Raw genomic sequence first — 17134 nt, 5'->3', positions numbered from 1 at the left:
ATTAAACCTTTCCCGCCGAAGGGCATACATGATTTAAAAAACATTCTTCACATAAAGGCTTACGAGCCTTACATAATTTACGGCCATGATAAATCAACCAGTGATGAGCAGCAGCCCAATCCTCTTTAGGGATAGCCTTTTGCAATTTCTTCTCCATCTCTTCTGGAGTTTTAGCAATACCTAGTTTTAATCGATTAGCTACACGGAATACGTGGGTATCTACCGCAATGGCAGGTGTACCGAACAATACGGACACAACTACGTTAGCCGTTTTACGACCAACACCAGGTAATTCTACCAGTTGATCAAATTCACGTGGTACCTCACCATGATATTGCTCTACCAAGATTTGACAGGTAGCAATTAAGTTTTTCGCTTTAGACTTATAAAGACCGCAATCTTTAATAAGAGTTTCTAGTTTTGTAACCCCTATTTCAAGCATTTTAGCAGGATGATTTAATTCAGGGAACAATCGTTTCGTAACAATATTAACCCTTTCATCCGTACATTGTGCAGATAAAACAACGGCTACTAATAATTCAAATTCATTTGTATACTCAAGGGCAGGTTTTGCATCAAAATAATGCTCTTGCAATAATTTCAATTGCTCTGCCTTTATCGCTTTTGTTACACGCATACAGCTCTCCTTTCTCACTTGTGAAAGTACAGACGCGTACAACTTATATCTTACCATACGTATTCATTTAGTTCTATGTTATAATAAATCATGTTATTCTAATATAGAATACAGGAGGTCAATATGAGTAATATTAACGATACATTAAAGCGCATAAATGAACTAGCAGCAAAGAAAAAATCTGGACAACCACTCACACCAGAGGAGTTAGCAGAAAAAAAAGAACTTTATGAAATCTACTTATCATTCATTCGAGGTCAAATTACAGATACTTTAGATCGCGTTGAATTTGTAGATCCAGAAACCGGTGAACGAACTGCTCCAAAACGAGCTCTAGAAAATTTAGCTAAGGAAGCTGACCAAGATATTAAAGAACATAAAGATATTCATTAATATATAAAGATATATAAAGATATATAAAGATATATAAAATAAAGCGTACGCATAAATGATACATAAAATATGCGTACGCTTTTCTAATAATTACAAAAAAGTCCGCTTGATATACTTATCAAGCGGACTTTAATATTAGTAAAACTTATGCATTATAATTTGCCAAGACGTTTCATAGCATTATAAATTTTTTCAGCAAGGCCTGTCATTTGGAATTTAGGAATGCCACATGCTGCAACGCGAATACCGTTAGCTAGAGCAATAACATAAATATGCTCTTTCTTCAATTCTTCACAGATAGCATTAGCAGAATCTGTAGGAATTGTAATGAAGAAACCGCCACGGTATGGTAACATTGGAAGGCCAACTTGTGCAGCCTCTTGTTTGAAGATATCAGCACGATCGCGAATCAATTGATAGTAGCTATTGCGTTCAGCTTCATATTCTTTAAACTTAGCTGGATCAGCCACAATATTAGCCATTGTACGCATTGCTGGACGACAAATATTAGACCATGTAGCACGGCTAGTAGATTTGTTGATTTCTAAGAATTCATCAGCAATTTCTTCGTCATCAGAAATACCAATCAAAGCCCCTACACGTTGACCATACATAGTGAAGCCTTTAGACAAGCTATAGCAAACACATGTAAGGATTTCTTTTGGCAAATGACTAAATTTACTAAAGAATGCGCGAACCTCTTCTTTTTCACCAGAATAATCAAGGTAAGCCACATCAATACCGATGATCACATTATTGCGACCAATAGCAACGAGTTCTTTTAAGAAGTTAAGAATGGATTCCCAGTCTTTATCCTCAATTGAGTAGCCTGTTGGGTTATTACCAGGTGTATTAAACAAAATTACCACATTTGTTTGTTTAGCAGCTAATTCATTTACACGATTTTGGAACGCTTCATGGTTAAAGTTATTATGTTCATCAAATAAAGAATACGTAACAAGTGTACGACCTACATCACTGCAAATTACTCGATAGGCACCCCAGTACCAATCAGCAGTCAACACTTCATCACCAGGTTCTGTGTAGTTATGAACTAAGTGATGAATACCGCCAGTACCACCTGCAGTAGCGATACTACGGATATGACCTTCTGGACGAGATTGTCCAAAGCATTCTTTCTCTGCAGCAGCAAGGAACTCAGGTACACCTGCGATCGGTGCATAGCCAATATGTTCAGAGTCAGGAAGACTTAAATATTCATCTTTAACGGTTTTAAGGAATACTAATTTACCATCTTCATCATGAATCGCACCTAATGTACCGTTAACAACGTTCTCACGACCATTTTCTTTAGCATCAGCTTGGGCTTGGCCAGCAGTTACAAAGATTACATCTTTAAGTTTTTTCCCTTTTGCATGCTTTGCAGCAACACTTGTCATAACTTACACCATCCTATCTAAAATGAATTATTACATATTTATCATACCTAAACTTATTTAATTATACAATGAGTATTTAGAAAATATATTGTATACATAAGAAACAATACTGATTATAAGCTGATTTATTATAAAATTAAGGTATATAGGATATATACAATATCCTATACAAAATATATTTATAAATAACATCCCTACAGATATCTATTTTTATAAACGTACAAAAAAAGACCACTCGTTAGAGTGGTCTTTGTTATCCTTAGAAGGAGTAGCCTACACCAGCGTGTAAACCTTTTGCAGTTTTATCGTTGTTATTTACGCTATATTTATCATAGCCATAGTATACGTTCAAGTCTACATCAGGGCGAACTTCATATTGAGCACCTACTTGGTAAGTTTGCTTAATATCATTACCCCAACCAGCTTTAGCAAAGCCGTTAACTTTTTCTGTCAATGGTACATGACCAATAACACCTGCTTGGAAACCTAATTCAGTATCATTTGTACGAATTGCAGTACCAGCACCATATACGTTTACGTTTGGATGCACTTTATAAACTAATGCTAATTGATGATCTTTAATGTCGCCATTTTTTGCATTCAATTTATCATAGGAATATTGTACAGCTGTTTTATTGGAAAGGTCGTGTTGCAAAGATACACCAAAACCATCGTTGCTATTGCCGCCACCTTTAGATACATGTTGTTTAAATGCATAATCAGCTTGTACTTTAGTGGAACCGTCGCTAATTTTTGTTACAGGTGCTGCTGCGAATGCGCTACCTGCTACAACTGTAGCTGCTAGAGTTAATAATACTAATTTCTTCATTTGTACCTCCTATACACATATCTCAAGATATGTCTTACTAAGTTACTTATTTACGAATGTTTTGATTATACACTCTATAAATTAGCGTTTCATGAATACAGGGATATCAGGGATACCACTGTTTGTTGTTGTAGTGGATGCTGGACGAGATGTAGTAGTTGTTTTACCGAATTCTGGAACGCTTTTTGCATTAGAATTAAAGCCAGTTGCAACAACAGTAATTTGAACTTTATCGCCCAAGCTTTCATCGATAACAGAACCGAAGATGATATTTGCATCAGGATCGGCTGCTTCAGAAATGATTTCAGCTGCTTCGTTGATTTCAAACAAGCTCAAGTTTGCACTACCAGAAATGTTAAGCAAGATGCCTTTAGCACCATCAATGGAAGTTTCCAACAATGGGCTATTGATAGCCATTTTAGCAGCGTCTGCAGCACGGTTTTCACCTTCGCCAATACCAATACCCATCAAAGCTTCGCCTTGTTCAGTCATGATAGTTTTAACATCTGCAAAGTCAAGGTTGATTAAACCAGGAACTTGGATCAAATCGGAAATGCCTTTGATACCTTGACGAAGAACGTCATCAGCTGTGCGGAATGCGTCGCTCAAAGAACATTTTTTATCTACTACTTGTAACAATTTGTCATTAGGAATAACGATGATTGTATCAACTTTTTGAGTCAAGAACTCAATGCCTTTTTCTGCTTGTGCACGACGACGTTTACCTTCAAATGCGAAAGGTTTAGTTACAACGCCTACTGTTAATGCACCGATTTCTTTAGCACATTCAGCTACGATTGGGGCAGCACCAGTACCAGTACCACCGCCCATACCAGCAGTTACGAATACCATATCAGCACCTTCAAGGGCTTTAATGATTTCTTCACGGCTTTCTTGAGCTGCTTCTTCACCGATTTGTGGGTTAGCGCCTGCGCCAAGACCTTTAGTAACTTTTTCACCGATTTGAATTGTTACATCCGCTTTAGACAATTCAAGTACTTGGCTTTCTGTATTAGCAGACAAAAATTGAACACCTTTAAGATCGCTATCTACCATGCGATTTACAGCGTTATTACCGCCGCCACCAACACCGATAACTTTAATATTTGCAAAATCAGACATTGAACTTCCTCCTCTTATCGTTATCTATTGTATCAATATACGTCCCAATGTATCGATTTATATACTGACTATCTTATAACAATTACATTTATTTTACACTAAAATTTAAAAACTTTCCACTATATAGAATGTGATTTATTAGAACCGCTTAGTCATAATTATCTTGCGTATAGCGCCTACATTAATAAACACACGTAACCCAAACCCAATGAGGGCCACATAGTATAAATTAATGCCTATTAAATCACCAACATATACAAGAATAACAGCTAACACCATATTTGAAAAGAACCCAATTACAAAGTTACTAAGATCAAAGGTTCTTTCTAGTGCTGCGCGACTGCCGCCAAATACGGCATCTAATGCTGCTAGGACAGCTACTGATGTATAGTTCGAGTAACTAGCAGGGATATGAAGTGGTGCTATCCATCCTAAGATAGCCCCTATGATTAGGCCAATGATGGCAAAGATATAGATGTTCATTCTTTACCTCCTAACTCATTAGGCTTCATATGTTCCTCTCTAAAGGTACCTGTGAAAGCAGGAATAGCAACATCCTCTTCTTGCTTTATAGTTACCTTTATACCCCAATGTTTAAGCGAATCTACTACACCACCACGCATAGTTAACGCCGAATTTAATGTCTTTGGATCTCCAATAGCTTTTACCGTAAAAGGAGCACCAAAGACCTTACCATTTACAGTAATAGTTGGTCCTGAACATCGTATTTCAGACGTTCCTATAAGGCGTTGATCATTAATAGCGATTGCTTCAGCCCCACCAGCACGTAATTCATTGACAATCCTAAGAATATCTTCATCATGAATTACATACAAATTAGGATTTTCACCACTTTGAACAGGCTTTAAGCTATCTTCAATCAACACGCTAACACCTGGACCTTTAACATTTGTTAATGCCGCTTTCATCATGAGCTGTTCATCAGCTTTACCGTCACCATTAGCACCAGATTTTTTTAGTGATTCAATTTGCTTTAATAAAGCATCCCGTTCACTCTGGGCCTCTCGCAATTGTACTGCTAAATCACCAGCCCGTTGTAAGCGAATATTTTCTTCTATATTATCTTGCGTCATCTTATATTGGGTTACAACCATAAACCCTAATATACAGCTGACTATGGCAATTGCCCACCGTTCGTGTCTCACGACAATCATCTACCTTTTATTTTCAACATGACCTAATTTATCTTGTTTTTGTCTCATCTTTCTTAGTAGATGAATTTTCTGTAGTCGGTGCTCCATTTTGATGTTTTTTGCCTTCTGGCATCACATCGGTTTTAATGTACGGTGACGAAACATTTACATCTATATACTGTACATTACCATGAGTCTTTTTAATATCTTGTAACATCGACTGAGTTAGCTCTGCTTTTTTGGCTAAGTCTTTGCCATCTCCCAGTCGAATCTGTACACCTGAAACAGTATATGCCATTATTGCATCAGGATCTCCGATATTAACCTCTGCAATATTCTTGAATGTCTCCTCATCAAGTGAGTTCAAGTATTCAAGAGCAGCCAATATCGGCTTATCTACTACCGTATCTCCTAAGAGTATGTTTCCAGCTTTCACACCAGAAATCATAGGCACCGATGTATCTTGAATAGCAGACTCAGATGCAATCACTTGACCTTTACCATCAAGGGTCAAGTATCCAAATTGAGCTGGTACAACTGCAACAGCCTTGCGTTCCACCACATTTACCACCATTGTAAGTGGCAACTGATAGCTAATTTGGGCCTCTTCAACACGTAAGTCTTTCGACAATCTAGTTTTTAATTTTTCTGTACTAATTTGCAATATATTAACAGGTTCATGTATATCACCTGCTACCATTACATCTTGTACAGTTACCTTATCCGATCCAGTAACTTTTAAGGATCCAAAAGGAATAGGTAGTGTAAACAACCCCACCAACACGAGAGTAACTGCACCACCGATTTTTAACACTCGTTTTCTAAATACAGCCCGTTCATCACGAACAGGTGTAGAAGACTGCATCTCCCCAGAGTTGGATGGATGGTTTTGCTTATCATCCATAGTTAACTCCTTATCTTCTATTAGCCCTTAAAATTTCCCTATACTAGCTGTTAATAGAATTTTTTCACATAATGTTGGGAAGTCGATTCCCATTTCTTTAGCTGCTTTTGGTACTAAAGACGTTGCTGTCATACCAGGCACAGTGTTATATTCAAGAACATACATCTTATCGGCATGATCTGTCATAACATCAACACGAATGACCCCACTGCCTTGTACTTCGCGATACACAAGTTCCCCAATGCGTTGCATTTCAGCAGTCATTTCTTCACTAATAGGTGCTGGCACTAAATACTCTGTAGCACCTACAGTATACTTACTCTTGTAGTCATATTCACCAGAATGTGGACGAATTTCAATAACAGACAAAGCTTTGCCATCTAAAACAGATACGGTAAATTCACGACCATCAAGGAATTGTTCTACCACGAGAATAGGGTCATATTTAAGAGCTTCCGTTACAGCCTCTGCCAACTGAGCTTCATCGCGGACGATAGTAACCCCAATACTAGAACCTTGAGTGGCAGATTTTACAACTACTGGAATTGTAAAATCTTTGCGGATATGTTCAATAATAGTCTCTGCAGATTCAAGATTACCATTGAAGGACTCGGAAGCCGCCGTAGGAATATTGGCACCTTTAAACACATCTTTACTTACTTTTTTATTCATCCCTACTGCATGAGCCATGATACCGGACCCAGTGTATGGAATTTCAGCCATTTCTAATAAGCCTTGTAATGCACCGTCTTCACCATAACGGCCGTGAATGGCATTAAATACTACTTCACCACCGAGGGCTTCAATATCTTTTAAAACAGTACGTGGATTAAGTTCTAATGTTTGGGCACTATAACCTTTGCTTTCAAGTGCTTCCGCAATAGCAGCACCAGTGCGGCGAGATACTTCCGCCTCTTTGGAAGGACCACCCATCAATACGATTATTTTTTTATCTTTCATTGTAAGCCTTCCTCCAATATAGCTAATAATTTTGGTCCATATTGATTAATAGAACCTGCACCCATGGTGATAACCAAGTCATTAGGTCTTACTACTTTTGATAATACTTCAGGCAAATCATCAACAGACTGTACATAATGTACATCTTGACCTGTGGCCGCTTTAATGGCATTTGGAATTGTATTGCCATCAATACCAGGGATTGGATCTTCACCAGAGCTATAGATATCTGTCATATATACTTCATCAGCGCTTGTGAAAGCAGTGGCAAATTCATCCTTTAGCAGGCTAGTGCGAGTAAAGCGATGTGGTTGGAATACACAGATAACACGATGTTTTTCTAACTCTTTTGCAGCTTTCAACGTAGCTTTAATCTCTGTAGGATGATGAGCATAGTCATCAACAACCCATACACCGGCTACATGACCTTTCGTTTCAAAACGGCGTTTTGCACCGATAAATTTACCTAAGCCCTTAGTAATGATACGTGTTTCCACACCGCAGCAATCATGAGCCACAATAAAGGCAGCCAAGGAGTTCAATACATTATGTTCACCAGGAACACGCAAGCGAATACGCTCAATATTTACACCCTTATGATATACATCATAAACCAATGTAGAATCTACATAATGAATATTTTTAGCTACATAGTCATTATTATCGCTTAAGCCATATGTAATGAAGTTACGATTTACACGACTCATAACGTAGCGAATATTTTCATTATCACCACATACGATCGCTTTGCCAGATTCTGGTAAGGTTTCAACAAACTCACAGAATGCATTTAGCAAATTATCCATTGTTTTGTAATGATCCATATGATCATCTTCAATATTAGTAATAACAATAGTGTGTGGACGTAGTTTCAAGAAAGACCCATCACTTTCATCTGCTTCTACTACAGAAAAGTGGCCTTTACCAAGGCAACTACTGCCTTTTAAATAATCTACTTCACCGCCAATAATAACTGTTGGATCAGCATCTGCTTCTACTAAAATTTGACCAATCATCGAAGTAGTAGAAGTTTTACCGTGTGCGCCGGCTACTGCAATGCCATCTGTTACGTCTAACACAGCTTTTACAATATCGGAACGATGCAAAATTGTAATGCCTTGTTCTTTTGCCGCTACAATTTCAGGATTATCTTCACGAATAGCTGTAGAACGCACTACAGCATCAACGCCATTTACATACTCTTTATTATGACCAATATGAACGGTAGCGCCCATACTTCTAAACTTTTCAATAACTGCAGATTCAGTTACATCTGAACCAGATACATCATAACCTTTTTGAATTAAAATATTCGCTATAGCACGCATGCCAGACCCACCTATACCAATAAGGTGAATCTTATGAATACCGTCTAACATAAAACCTCTCCTTGTTACTTTGCAATAGATAATGCTAATTTTGCAATATCATGAGCCGCATTTGGTTTACCTAATTGCAATGCTCGTTCTCCCATTTGTGACAATAAATCACGATTAGCCATAAACATTTCAATTTCCCCTATCAAATCATGAGCACTTAACATTTGATCAACGATCATATGAGCAGCCCCTTCTTGAACAAAGATACGGGCATTATATGTTTGATGATCTTCCGCTGCATATGGATATGGTACCAACACAGATGGAATACCACGAACCGCCAGCTCAGCAAGACCGATAGCACCAGATCTAAAGACTGCTAAATCAGCTGCTGCCAAAGCTTTTGGCATATCATGTAGATATGGCAGAATCACTGAAGAATCACCTAAACCATCACCATCGGTAATACCAAGCTGAGATAACACAGATTTGTATTCTCCGTCCCCTGTAATATGGATTAATTTGATTCCTTTTATTCCTTGAAAATGCTTATGTACATCAATCATAGCATTATTGATAGTTCGCGCCCCCCGAGAACCACCTGCTATGAGAACTGTAAACGTGTCATCACTTAAATTAAAATAATTACGTCCATCAGCTCTAGTATCGACTAATACATCAGGGCGTACTGGGTTACCAGTATACACTACGCGTTTTGCCTTTGAAAAAGATGCTTCTGCATCCTTGTAGCCCACGGCTACTACATCAACAAAACGGCTTAGAATTTTATTTGTAATACCTGCAATGACATTTTGTTCCTGTATCAATGTTGGAATGTTGCGCAATGCTGCAGCCATAAGAATAGGACCACAGACATAACCACCAGTACCAATAACTACATCCGGCTTAAAGTTAGAAATGATTGTATTGGCTTTCACAAGAGAGAAAGCCGTCTTACCTAACGTCACTAACGTACCAAGAGATAATTTACGTTGCAAACCTTGTACAGGTAATGTAGTAAACTCAATGCCTTCTTTAGGCACTAAAGTTGCCTCTAAGCCCTTTTCAGTTCCTACATATAAAACCTGTGCATCAGGGTTCTGCTTCATAATTTCCTTATATATAGTTATTGCTGGATATATATGTCCACCGGTGCCACCACCTGAAATAATGATACGTTTCATTAATGGTGTCTCCCTTCTTGCAACATATGAACACAATTTTTAAAATCATCGCCACGTTCTTCAAAACAGCTGTACCAATCAAAGCTTGAACAAGCTGGTGATAATAATACAATATCACCTTGGTCAGCCAATTTATAACCTTGTTCAACAGCATCTTTCATGGATGAAGCTCTGTACATAGGATGAACGCCAGCCTCTTTTGCAGCAGCTTCAAATCGGTCCGCCGCTTCACCCATAAAGATAACAGCTTTTGTATGATCTTTAACAAGCTGCATAAAATCTTCTAATGGAGTCATTTTATCATGACCACCAGCTAATAAAATAACTGATTGATCAAAGGATTCTAATGCTTTTACAACAGAGTCAACATTAGTAGCTTTAGAGTCATTATAGAATGTAACGCCATCAATCGTTTTAACTCGTTCTAATCGATGTTCAACACCATGGAACTCGCTAATAATGCGATGGATAGTTTCTACGGGCACACCTAACGCATAGGTTAAAGCGATAACAGTTAAAATATTTTCAATATTATGACTACCTGGAATATGGATATCATCGCTTCCAATAACAGGCGTTGCCTTACCATCCTTTGTTACATAACATTGCCCTTTATCATAGTAGGCACCATTTGGTACCACTTGATGTTGACTAATTTTAAGGATATGGCTAGGCACACGATGTTCCATATCTGCCACAATTGGATCATCAATATTAAGCACCATAAAATCTGTACTTAATTGATTTTCAAAGATTCGTTCCTTTGCAGCAATATAATTTTCCATCGTCTTGTGACGAGCTAAATGATCGGGTGTAATATTGAGCATAATAGCACCAATCGGTCTAAAATGCTTAATTGTTTCTAATTGATAGCTAGATAGTTCAGCTACCAAGAAACCATCTGCTGGCATGGAATAGGCAACTTCACTGAGGGAATCCCCTATATTACCACCAACGCGAACTGGTTTTCCAGTTCCTTCCAATACCTTAGTTAATAATGTTGTAGTTGTAGTCTTACCATTTGTACCTGTAACAGCTACAATTGGAGATTTAGATAACTCATAAGCTACTTCAACTTCACTAACTACATCAATCCCACGCGCTCGAGCAGCTTTTACAATGGGAATATCTAGAGAAATACCTGGAGAAATAACAATACGATCCACGCCATCAAGCAAGGATTCATCTTGTCGACCTGTAATAATATCTACACCCGCTGATACTAGTCTTTTTTCCTCATCTGCAGGCAGTGTAACAGGCTTATAATCATTTAATACTACATGGGCCCCAACTTGAGCTAACACCCAAGATGCGCCTATACCGCTGGCACCAGCGCCCAGAACAAGTATATGTTTGTCTCCGTATTCCATCTGTATCACCTAAATTATCAACAAAAATAATGTATTCCTATCTTATAAGCATACCATTATTTGCGGCTTCCGTTAAGTATTATCTTACAAAGTTATAGTCGCTAAAATGACACCAATAACAGCTAATACAGCACCACCAAACCAGAAGCGATTAACAACAGTTTGTTCAGCCCAACCAGACAACTCAAAATGATGGTGAATAGGGCTCATTTTAAACACTCGTACACCACGAGTTTTAAAGGAAATAACTTGAATAATAACGGATAACGCTTCCATAACAAAAATACCGCCAATGACAACGAGTAACAACTCTGTTTTTGTAAGAATCGCCATCGCCGCAAAAGCACCACCTAATGCTAAAGAACCTGTATCCCCCATAAATACTTTTGCAGGGTTTACATTGTATACCAAGAAACCAAGGCATACAGCGGCTACAATGGCCCCATAGTAAGCAACGCTTTCAGCGCCAATAGAATTTGTTGTGGATGCAGCCATAAGGCCGATAACGGAAAAGGCAATGGCAGCTACAGCAGATGTACCACTAGCTAAACCATCAAGACCATCTGTAAGATTTACGGCATTCGTAGCACCTACGATAATTAAAAATGCCAATACATAATAAGCCCAACCTAATTGAAGGTGAATATCTGCTACAGGAATCCACAATGTGGTAGGAATAACCATAATTTCAGTAATACAGTAACAGAATATGGCAGCCAAAATAAATTGACCTAGTAATTTTTGCTTAGCTGTCAAACCAAGATTACGTTTTTTTACAGCTTTTACAAAATCATCAAAGAAGCCCAATAAACAATGTCCTAATGTGAGGAACAATAACATACCAGTACCCACATTCCACGGTGCAAATAAAGCAACCCCAATGACGAGGGCTACAATCATAAAAGCGCCACCCATTGTTGGTGTACCAGCTTTCGCTTGATGACTTTCTGGACCTTCTTCACGAATACTTTGTTGTGCGTGCAAAGAACGCAACATAGGAATAGCAAATTTACCTAGCACTACCGTAATAATAAAGGTTACTACGAAGGCTAATAGAATGTGATATATCATACGAATCCTCTACTCATTAATAAACAGATGACGGCTAGATATAACTAGCCGTAACCTTTTATTCACGATCTTTCAATTCTTCAACAACTCGTTCCATCCGCAAACCACGGGAGCCTTTGACTAGGATAACATCCCCTTTTTCACGAATATCACTATATGCATTGACCATTTCCAAATGGCTATTACAACGGAATGTAGTTAAGCCTGCTTTTTTAGCTTCTTTAGCTATAAAGGCAGCAGCATCACCGAATGTGAAGACAACACTATAACCTTCTTCAGCAAGCAATTGACCAATTTCACGATGCGCTTGTTCAGTATAATCACCAAGTTCAAGCATATCACCAAGCATAGCAATTTTACGTTTACCTTCTAGCTGACCCAAAGCTTTTATCGCTTCAGCCATAGAAGAAGGATTTGCATTATACGCGTCATTTAAGATAACAATATCTTCAAATGGTACGATTTCTTGGCGCATAGGAGTACCTGTAAATTCGCTTAAGCCCTTACGGATCGTATTGGACTTAATGCCTAGCACACGACCAGCTACGATTGCTGCCAATGCGTCATATACATTGTGTTCACCAATCATAGGCAAGAAGATATCAAATACTTCGTCATAACATTTGCATGTAAATTTAATACCATCTTTTTTATAACGCAAATGACTGCCAATACATGTGGCATTACGTTCGATACCATAGGTAATCGTTTTACCTTTAGCAAGGCTATCCATAGCTTTAACATATGGATCATCTTCATTGAGAATAGCCACACTATTTTCAGGCAAGCAACAAATTAACTCACCTTTAGCTTGTGCGATGGCTTCACGAGAACCTAATAGCTCAATATGGCTAGTACCAACATTGGTAATAATACCCATAGTTGGTTCTGCAATCAACGCAAGCTCCTCGATTTGACCAAGGCCACGCATGCCCATTTCAACAACACAAGCTTGATGTTCTGCAGTTAAACGCAACAATGTTTTTGGCAAACCAATTTCATTGTTAAAGTTTTTCTCAGTTTTCAAAACATTAAATTCGGTGCCGAGTACAGCAGCTACCATTTCCTTTGTTGTAGTTTTACCAGAAGAACCAGTAATAGCCACTACAGGAATATCAAAGCGACGGCGATGATAACGTGCCAAGTTTTGGTATGCTACCAAGGTATTTTCTACCTCAATACAAACAATACCTTCTACGGCACGACCTTTTTCTACGATTGCACCTGTAGCGCCCTTTTCAATGGCCGTGTTGATGAAATCATGACCATCAAAGGTATCACCTTTTAAGGCTACAAACAAAAAGCCTGATTCAATCGTTCTTGTATCAGTAGATACATCTAAGAACTTAATATTTTCGGTATGTGTACTCGTCCCTTCTGTGGCTTCTACCACTTGAGACAATGTAAATTCTGCCATATTAGATCTCCTTGAGGGCTGCTCGCGCCTCTTCACGATCATCAAAATGAATCGTTTTATCCTTTAAGATTTGGTAATCCTCATGCCCCTTACCAGCAATTAGTACAATATCCCCAGGTTTTGCATTTTGTATTGCATGTTGAATCGCTTCCCGACGATCAACGATTACTTCATAATGAGAGCCTTCACGAAGGCCTTCTTTAACGCCTACTTCTACATCTTTCACAATTTGTACAGGATCCTCTGTACGAGGATTATCAGATGTTACATATACTACATCACCATATTGTGCAGCAATACGACCCATGATAGGGCGTTTTGTCGCATCTCGGTCACCACCACAACCAAAGACTACAATAATGCGATTTTCTTGAATAGCCTTTGCAGTTTGTAGAATATTTTCTAGCCCATCTGGTGTATGTGCATAATCTACAACCACAGCAAATGGTTGACCTTCTTCAATGAGCTCAAAACGGCCAGGCACAGCGCTAAATGTTTTCAATGCTTTATCGATATCTCCCATGGAGATACCTTCTAACAAACAAGCACCGATAGCTGCTAATGTGTTATACACATTAAATAGACCTGTGGTATTCATAGCTACTGTATAGTCATGGCCATCATAAGAGACAGTATAACGGCTAGACTTAGGTGTCATTTCTACATCATGAGCATTCAACGTACCTTTGCCATCAATACTGTAAGTAATGATAGGTGCCGTTGTTTTCTCAATTACACGATGACCATATTCGTCATCGATATTAATGATAGTCCCTTTACCAGATTTAGTTTGGTTAGGTGCGCTAACTTGTTCAAATAATTTACACTTAGCTGCCAAATAATTTTCAAAGGTCTTGTGAAAGTCCAAATGATCTTGTGTTAAGTTTGTAAATACCGCTGTATCATATTCAACACCAGAAACTCGCCCCAACGCCAATGCGTGTGAAGAAACTTCCATCACGCAATGTGTAACACCTTCCTCTACCATTTGATGAAGAATATGTTGCAAATCCACTACATCAGGTGTCGTATTATGAATTGGATATGTTGTATCACCAATCATAATATGAACAGTACCAATAACGCCCACTTTATGACCTTGAGCTTTCAAAATATGACGAATCATATGCGTTGTAGTCGTTTTACCATTCGTACCAGTAACGCCAATCATACGCATAGAATTTGCTGGATAATCAAAGAAATACGGCACACATGCCATCATAGCTTTACGAGTGTCCTCTACAGTGATAACACAAACATCACCACTTACCTCTACTGGTTTAGATACAAGTACTGCTACAGCACCAGCTTCTACGGCTTTATTTACATAATTATGACCATCTACAGTGGCACCATCTAACGCAATAAATAAGCTACCTGCTTTTACTGCACGAGAATCAGCCGTAATATCTAATACCTCAACAGCTGTATTGCCTTCTACATGTGGTGTTTGCAAAGTTTTTACTATATCTTGTAATTGTTTCATATACAATCTCCTTTACACGCAAAGGAAAGCAGCCCAATACGAGCTGCTTTGCCTGCTAGTCTATAATTTGCTGTTTCTCTTGTACAGTACGTTCAGTAACAGCGCTTTTTGTACTATAAACAAAAGAATCAGGCAAAACCATCCCTAGTTGTTGTTCTGCGATTTGTTGAATACGAACAGGAGACTTCAAAGAAGCCACTTCAACATCCAACGCATCATTATCCTTTGTTAATTGTACTACAGCTTGCTGTGTTTTAACTACTTCGTAGCCTAATTTTGTGCTGTACGCATTCATAACCATCATGATAAGCAAAAATGCAACCAATGCAGCAATACCATATACAACCTGCCACATCATAGGGCTCAAATCTAGAGCCACATTTGCACTACGTTTTCTCCCTTGTGAAGCGACCAACACATCGCTTTTAACTTGGCCTACAACAGCCTTTCTCGCTAACATAAACACTAACCCCTTCCAATTCTACAACTTGACGGCTACGCGTAACTTTGCACTTCTAGCCCTCGGATTAACCTCAATCTCCCCTGCACTCGGCTCTATAGCCTTATTCTTCGCCTTCACAACTGCCTTGTGGTTACATACGCACATCGGCAATTCTGGAGGACATATACACGCTGTACTCAACTCTTTGAAAGTTTGTTTTGTAATTCGATCTTCCAAGGAGTGGAATGTGATAACCCCAATTTTCCCCTTTGGTTTCAACATGGATACAGCATCTACAAAACTATCATGCAAGATAGCTAATTCTCTATTTACTTCAATGCGAATGGCTTGGAACGTCCGTTTTGCCGGATGCGGTCCATCTTGACGCGCCTTCGCAGGTATTGCTTGCTTAATAATTCTAACTAACTCACCAGTAGTGGTAATTCGTTTTTCTTGACGTGCATTAATAATAAATTCAACAATGCGCTTAGCCCATCGCTCTTCCCCATAGTCGCGGATAATTTGCAATAATGCTTCAGCATCATATTCATTAACAACCTCTTCTGCGGTTAATGGTGCGTCCTTATCCATACGCATATCGAGTGGGCCATCATTCATATATGAAAAGCCACGCTCCGGTGTATCCAGTTGATAGCTAGATACGCCAAGATCAAAGATAAATCCATCTACTTCATAGATACCCTCATTATGGAGGGCTTCTTTTAAGTTAGAAAAGTTCGTCGGTATTGTTAATACCTGACATGTTAAATCAGATAAACGCTGTCGAGCTACGCTCAACGCATCTTCATCTTGATCCAACCCTATAATCATGCCTTCTGGGTCTAGCATCTCGCCCACAGCATGGGCATGTCCTGCACCGCCCAGAGTACAGTCCACATAGATGCCTTTTGGATTAGTTACGACGGAGTCCACCGTTTCGCGTAAAAGTACGCTGGTATGATTAAATTCCATCATAGCCTCCTATAACATAATCCCTTCTAGACCTTCGACAAGTTCTTCCATACTTTCAGCCACTTGATCATCATAGTAATCATATTTTTCGCGGCTCCAAATTTCAACGTGATCCCCAGCACCGACAATAACGGCCTGTTTATCAAGGCTCGCATATTCACGTAGTGGTACAGGAATGAGGACACGACCTTGTTTATCATATTCAAGCTCAGCGGCACTACCAAAAACAAAACGTTTTAAGGCACGTACGCTAGCTTTAGTGGAGGATTGTGATTGTAAAGCTCCAGAAATTTTCTTCCACGCTTCTTCGGTGTAAATAGCTAAGCAGTTATCTAGGCCCTTAGTAACAATGCATACTTCGCCTAGTTGTTCACGTATTTTCGCGGGTATAATCATCCGCCCTTTTGTATCAATGGTGTGATTATATTCTCCCATGAACATACGTATCACCGCCCTTTACCATTCCTTATCCAC

Annotated in this window: 18 protein-coding genes; 1 reads left to right on the top strand and 17 read right to left on the bottom strand. The window is 38.8% G+C overall.

The features are described from left to right. Position 1: 1 nt before the first annotated feature. Positions 2-637, bottom strand: a complete 636-nt coding sequence (nth, locus tag ACSV5T_RS00975; protein WP_005386264.1) for an endonuclease III — start codon at positions 635-637, stop codon at positions 2-4. A 123-nt stretch (positions 638-760) separates the two neighbouring features. On the opposite strand from nth, the gene ACSV5T_RS00970 reads away from it, so the two are divergent. After that, positions 761-1030: a DUF896 domain-containing protein gene (locus tag ACSV5T_RS00970; RefSeq protein WP_005386262.1), complete on the top strand. Its 270-nt coding sequence runs from the start codon at positions 761-763 to the stop codon at positions 1028-1030. Positions 1031-1182: 152 nt separating this feature from the next. On the opposite strand, the gene ACSV5T_RS00965 is transcribed toward ACSV5T_RS00970, so the two are convergent. The 16 genes from ACSV5T_RS00965 to mraZ form a co-directional block, all read right to left on the bottom strand. Beyond that, positions 1183-2430 carry an aminotransferase class I/II-fold pyridoxal phosphate-dependent enzyme gene (locus ACSV5T_RS00965; RefSeq protein ID WP_296006614.1) on the bottom strand — a complete coding sequence of 416 codons (1248 nt, stop codon included), beginning with the start codon at positions 2428-2430 and terminating at the stop codon, positions 1183-1185. Between the two features lie 259 nt (positions 2431-2689). Beyond that, entirely contained in the window at positions 2690-3259 is a 570-nt protein-coding gene (locus ACSV5T_RS00960) for a porin family protein (protein WP_295231837.1), read from the bottom strand. 81 nt (positions 3260-3340) lie between these two features. Further along, positions 3341-4381 (bottom strand): cell division protein FtsZ, encoded by a 1041-nt coding sequence (ftsZ, locus tag ACSV5T_RS00955; protein ID WP_295231840.1) that lies wholly within the window; start codon positions 4379-4381, stop codon positions 3341-3343. A gap of 138 nt (positions 4382-4519) precedes the next feature. After that, positions 4520-4864, bottom strand: a complete 345-nt coding sequence (locus ACSV5T_RS00950; protein ID WP_005386246.1) for a small basic family protein — start codon at positions 4862-4864, stop codon at positions 4520-4522. Continuing rightward, on the bottom strand, positions 4861-5556 hold the full coding sequence (locus tag ACSV5T_RS00945; RefSeq protein WP_005386244.1) for a DUF881 domain-containing protein: 696 nt from the start codon (positions 5554-5556) through the stop codon (positions 4861-4863). Before ACSV5T_RS00945 ends, ACSV5T_RS00950 begins: the two co-directional genes overlap by 4 nt. A 28-nt stretch (positions 5557-5584) precedes the next feature. Further along, positions 5585-6439: a cell division protein FtsQ/DivIB gene (locus ACSV5T_RS00940; RefSeq protein ID WP_438320024.1), complete on the bottom strand. Its 855-nt coding sequence runs from the start codon at positions 6437-6439 to the stop codon at positions 5585-5587. 27 nt (positions 6440-6466) lie between these two features. Further along, positions 6467-7399: a D-alanine--D-alanine ligase family protein gene (locus ACSV5T_RS00935; protein WP_295867728.1), complete on the bottom strand. Its 933-nt coding sequence runs from the start codon at positions 7397-7399 to the stop codon at positions 6467-6469. Then, positions 7396-8778: a UDP-N-acetylmuramate--L-alanine ligase gene (murC, locus tag ACSV5T_RS00930; RefSeq protein WP_295867730.1), complete on the bottom strand. Its 1383-nt coding sequence runs from the start codon at positions 8776-8778 to the stop codon at positions 7396-7398. Before murC ends, ACSV5T_RS00935 begins: the two co-directional genes overlap by 4 nt. A 14-nt stretch (positions 8779-8792) precedes the next feature. Beyond that, positions 8793-9902, bottom strand: a complete 1110-nt coding sequence (gene murG, locus ACSV5T_RS00925) for an undecaprenyldiphospho-muramoylpentapeptide beta-N-acetylglucosaminyltransferase (protein WP_295867732.1) — start codon at positions 9900-9902, stop codon at positions 8793-8795. Further along, on the bottom strand, positions 9902-11272 hold the full coding sequence (murD, locus tag ACSV5T_RS00920; RefSeq protein WP_295867734.1) for a UDP-N-acetylmuramoyl-L-alanine--D-glutamate ligase: 1371 nt from the start codon (positions 11270-11272) through the stop codon (positions 9902-9904). Before murD ends, murG begins: the two co-directional genes overlap by 1 nt. An 84-nt stretch (positions 11273-11356) precedes the next feature. Further along, positions 11357-12343 carry a phospho-N-acetylmuramoyl-pentapeptide-transferase gene (gene mraY / locus ACSV5T_RS00915; RefSeq protein WP_438320022.1) on the bottom strand — a complete coding sequence of 329 codons (987 nt, stop codon included), beginning with the start codon at positions 12341-12343 and terminating at the stop codon, positions 11357-11359. A 58-nt stretch (positions 12344-12401) separates the two neighbouring features. Continuing rightward, positions 12402-13760 carry a UDP-N-acetylmuramoyl-tripeptide--D-alanyl-D-alanine ligase gene (locus tag ACSV5T_RS00910; protein ID WP_438320021.1) on the bottom strand — a complete coding sequence of 453 codons (1359 nt, stop codon included), beginning with the start codon at positions 13758-13760 and terminating at the stop codon, positions 12402-12404. 1 nt (position 13761) lies between these two features. Then, positions 13762-15246, bottom strand: a complete 1485-nt coding sequence (locus ACSV5T_RS00905) for a UDP-N-acetylmuramoyl-L-alanyl-D-glutamate--2,6-diaminopimelate ligase (protein ID WP_438320020.1) — start codon at positions 15244-15246, stop codon at positions 13762-13764. A 55-nt stretch (positions 15247-15301) separates the two neighbouring features. Then, positions 15302-15706, bottom strand: coding sequence for a cell division protein FtsL (ftsL, locus tag ACSV5T_RS00900; protein WP_005386230.1), 405 nt, complete (start codon positions 15704-15706; stop codon positions 15302-15304). A gap of 21 nt (positions 15707-15727) precedes the next feature. Continuing rightward, entirely contained in the window at positions 15728-16660 is a 933-nt protein-coding gene (gene rsmH / locus ACSV5T_RS00895) for a 16S rRNA (cytosine(1402)-N(4))-methyltransferase RsmH (protein WP_227720166.1), read from the bottom strand. A 9-nt stretch (positions 16661-16669) separates the two neighbouring features. Beyond that, the gene (gene mraZ / locus ACSV5T_RS00890) at positions 16670-17101 is read right to left on the bottom strand and encodes a division/cell wall cluster transcriptional repressor MraZ (protein WP_438320018.1); all 432 of its coding nucleotides are present in this window, start codon (positions 17099-17101) and stop codon (positions 16670-16672) included. Positions 17102-17134: the final 33 nt, after the last annotated feature.

Source organism: Veillonella sp. ZSJB6 (assembly GCF_051549505.1).
Classification (GTDB): Bacteria; Bacillota; Negativicutes; order Veillonellales; family Veillonellaceae; genus Veillonella.
Note: the sequence above shows the minus strand (reverse complement) of the source record. Positions and strands in the feature narration are given on the sequence as shown.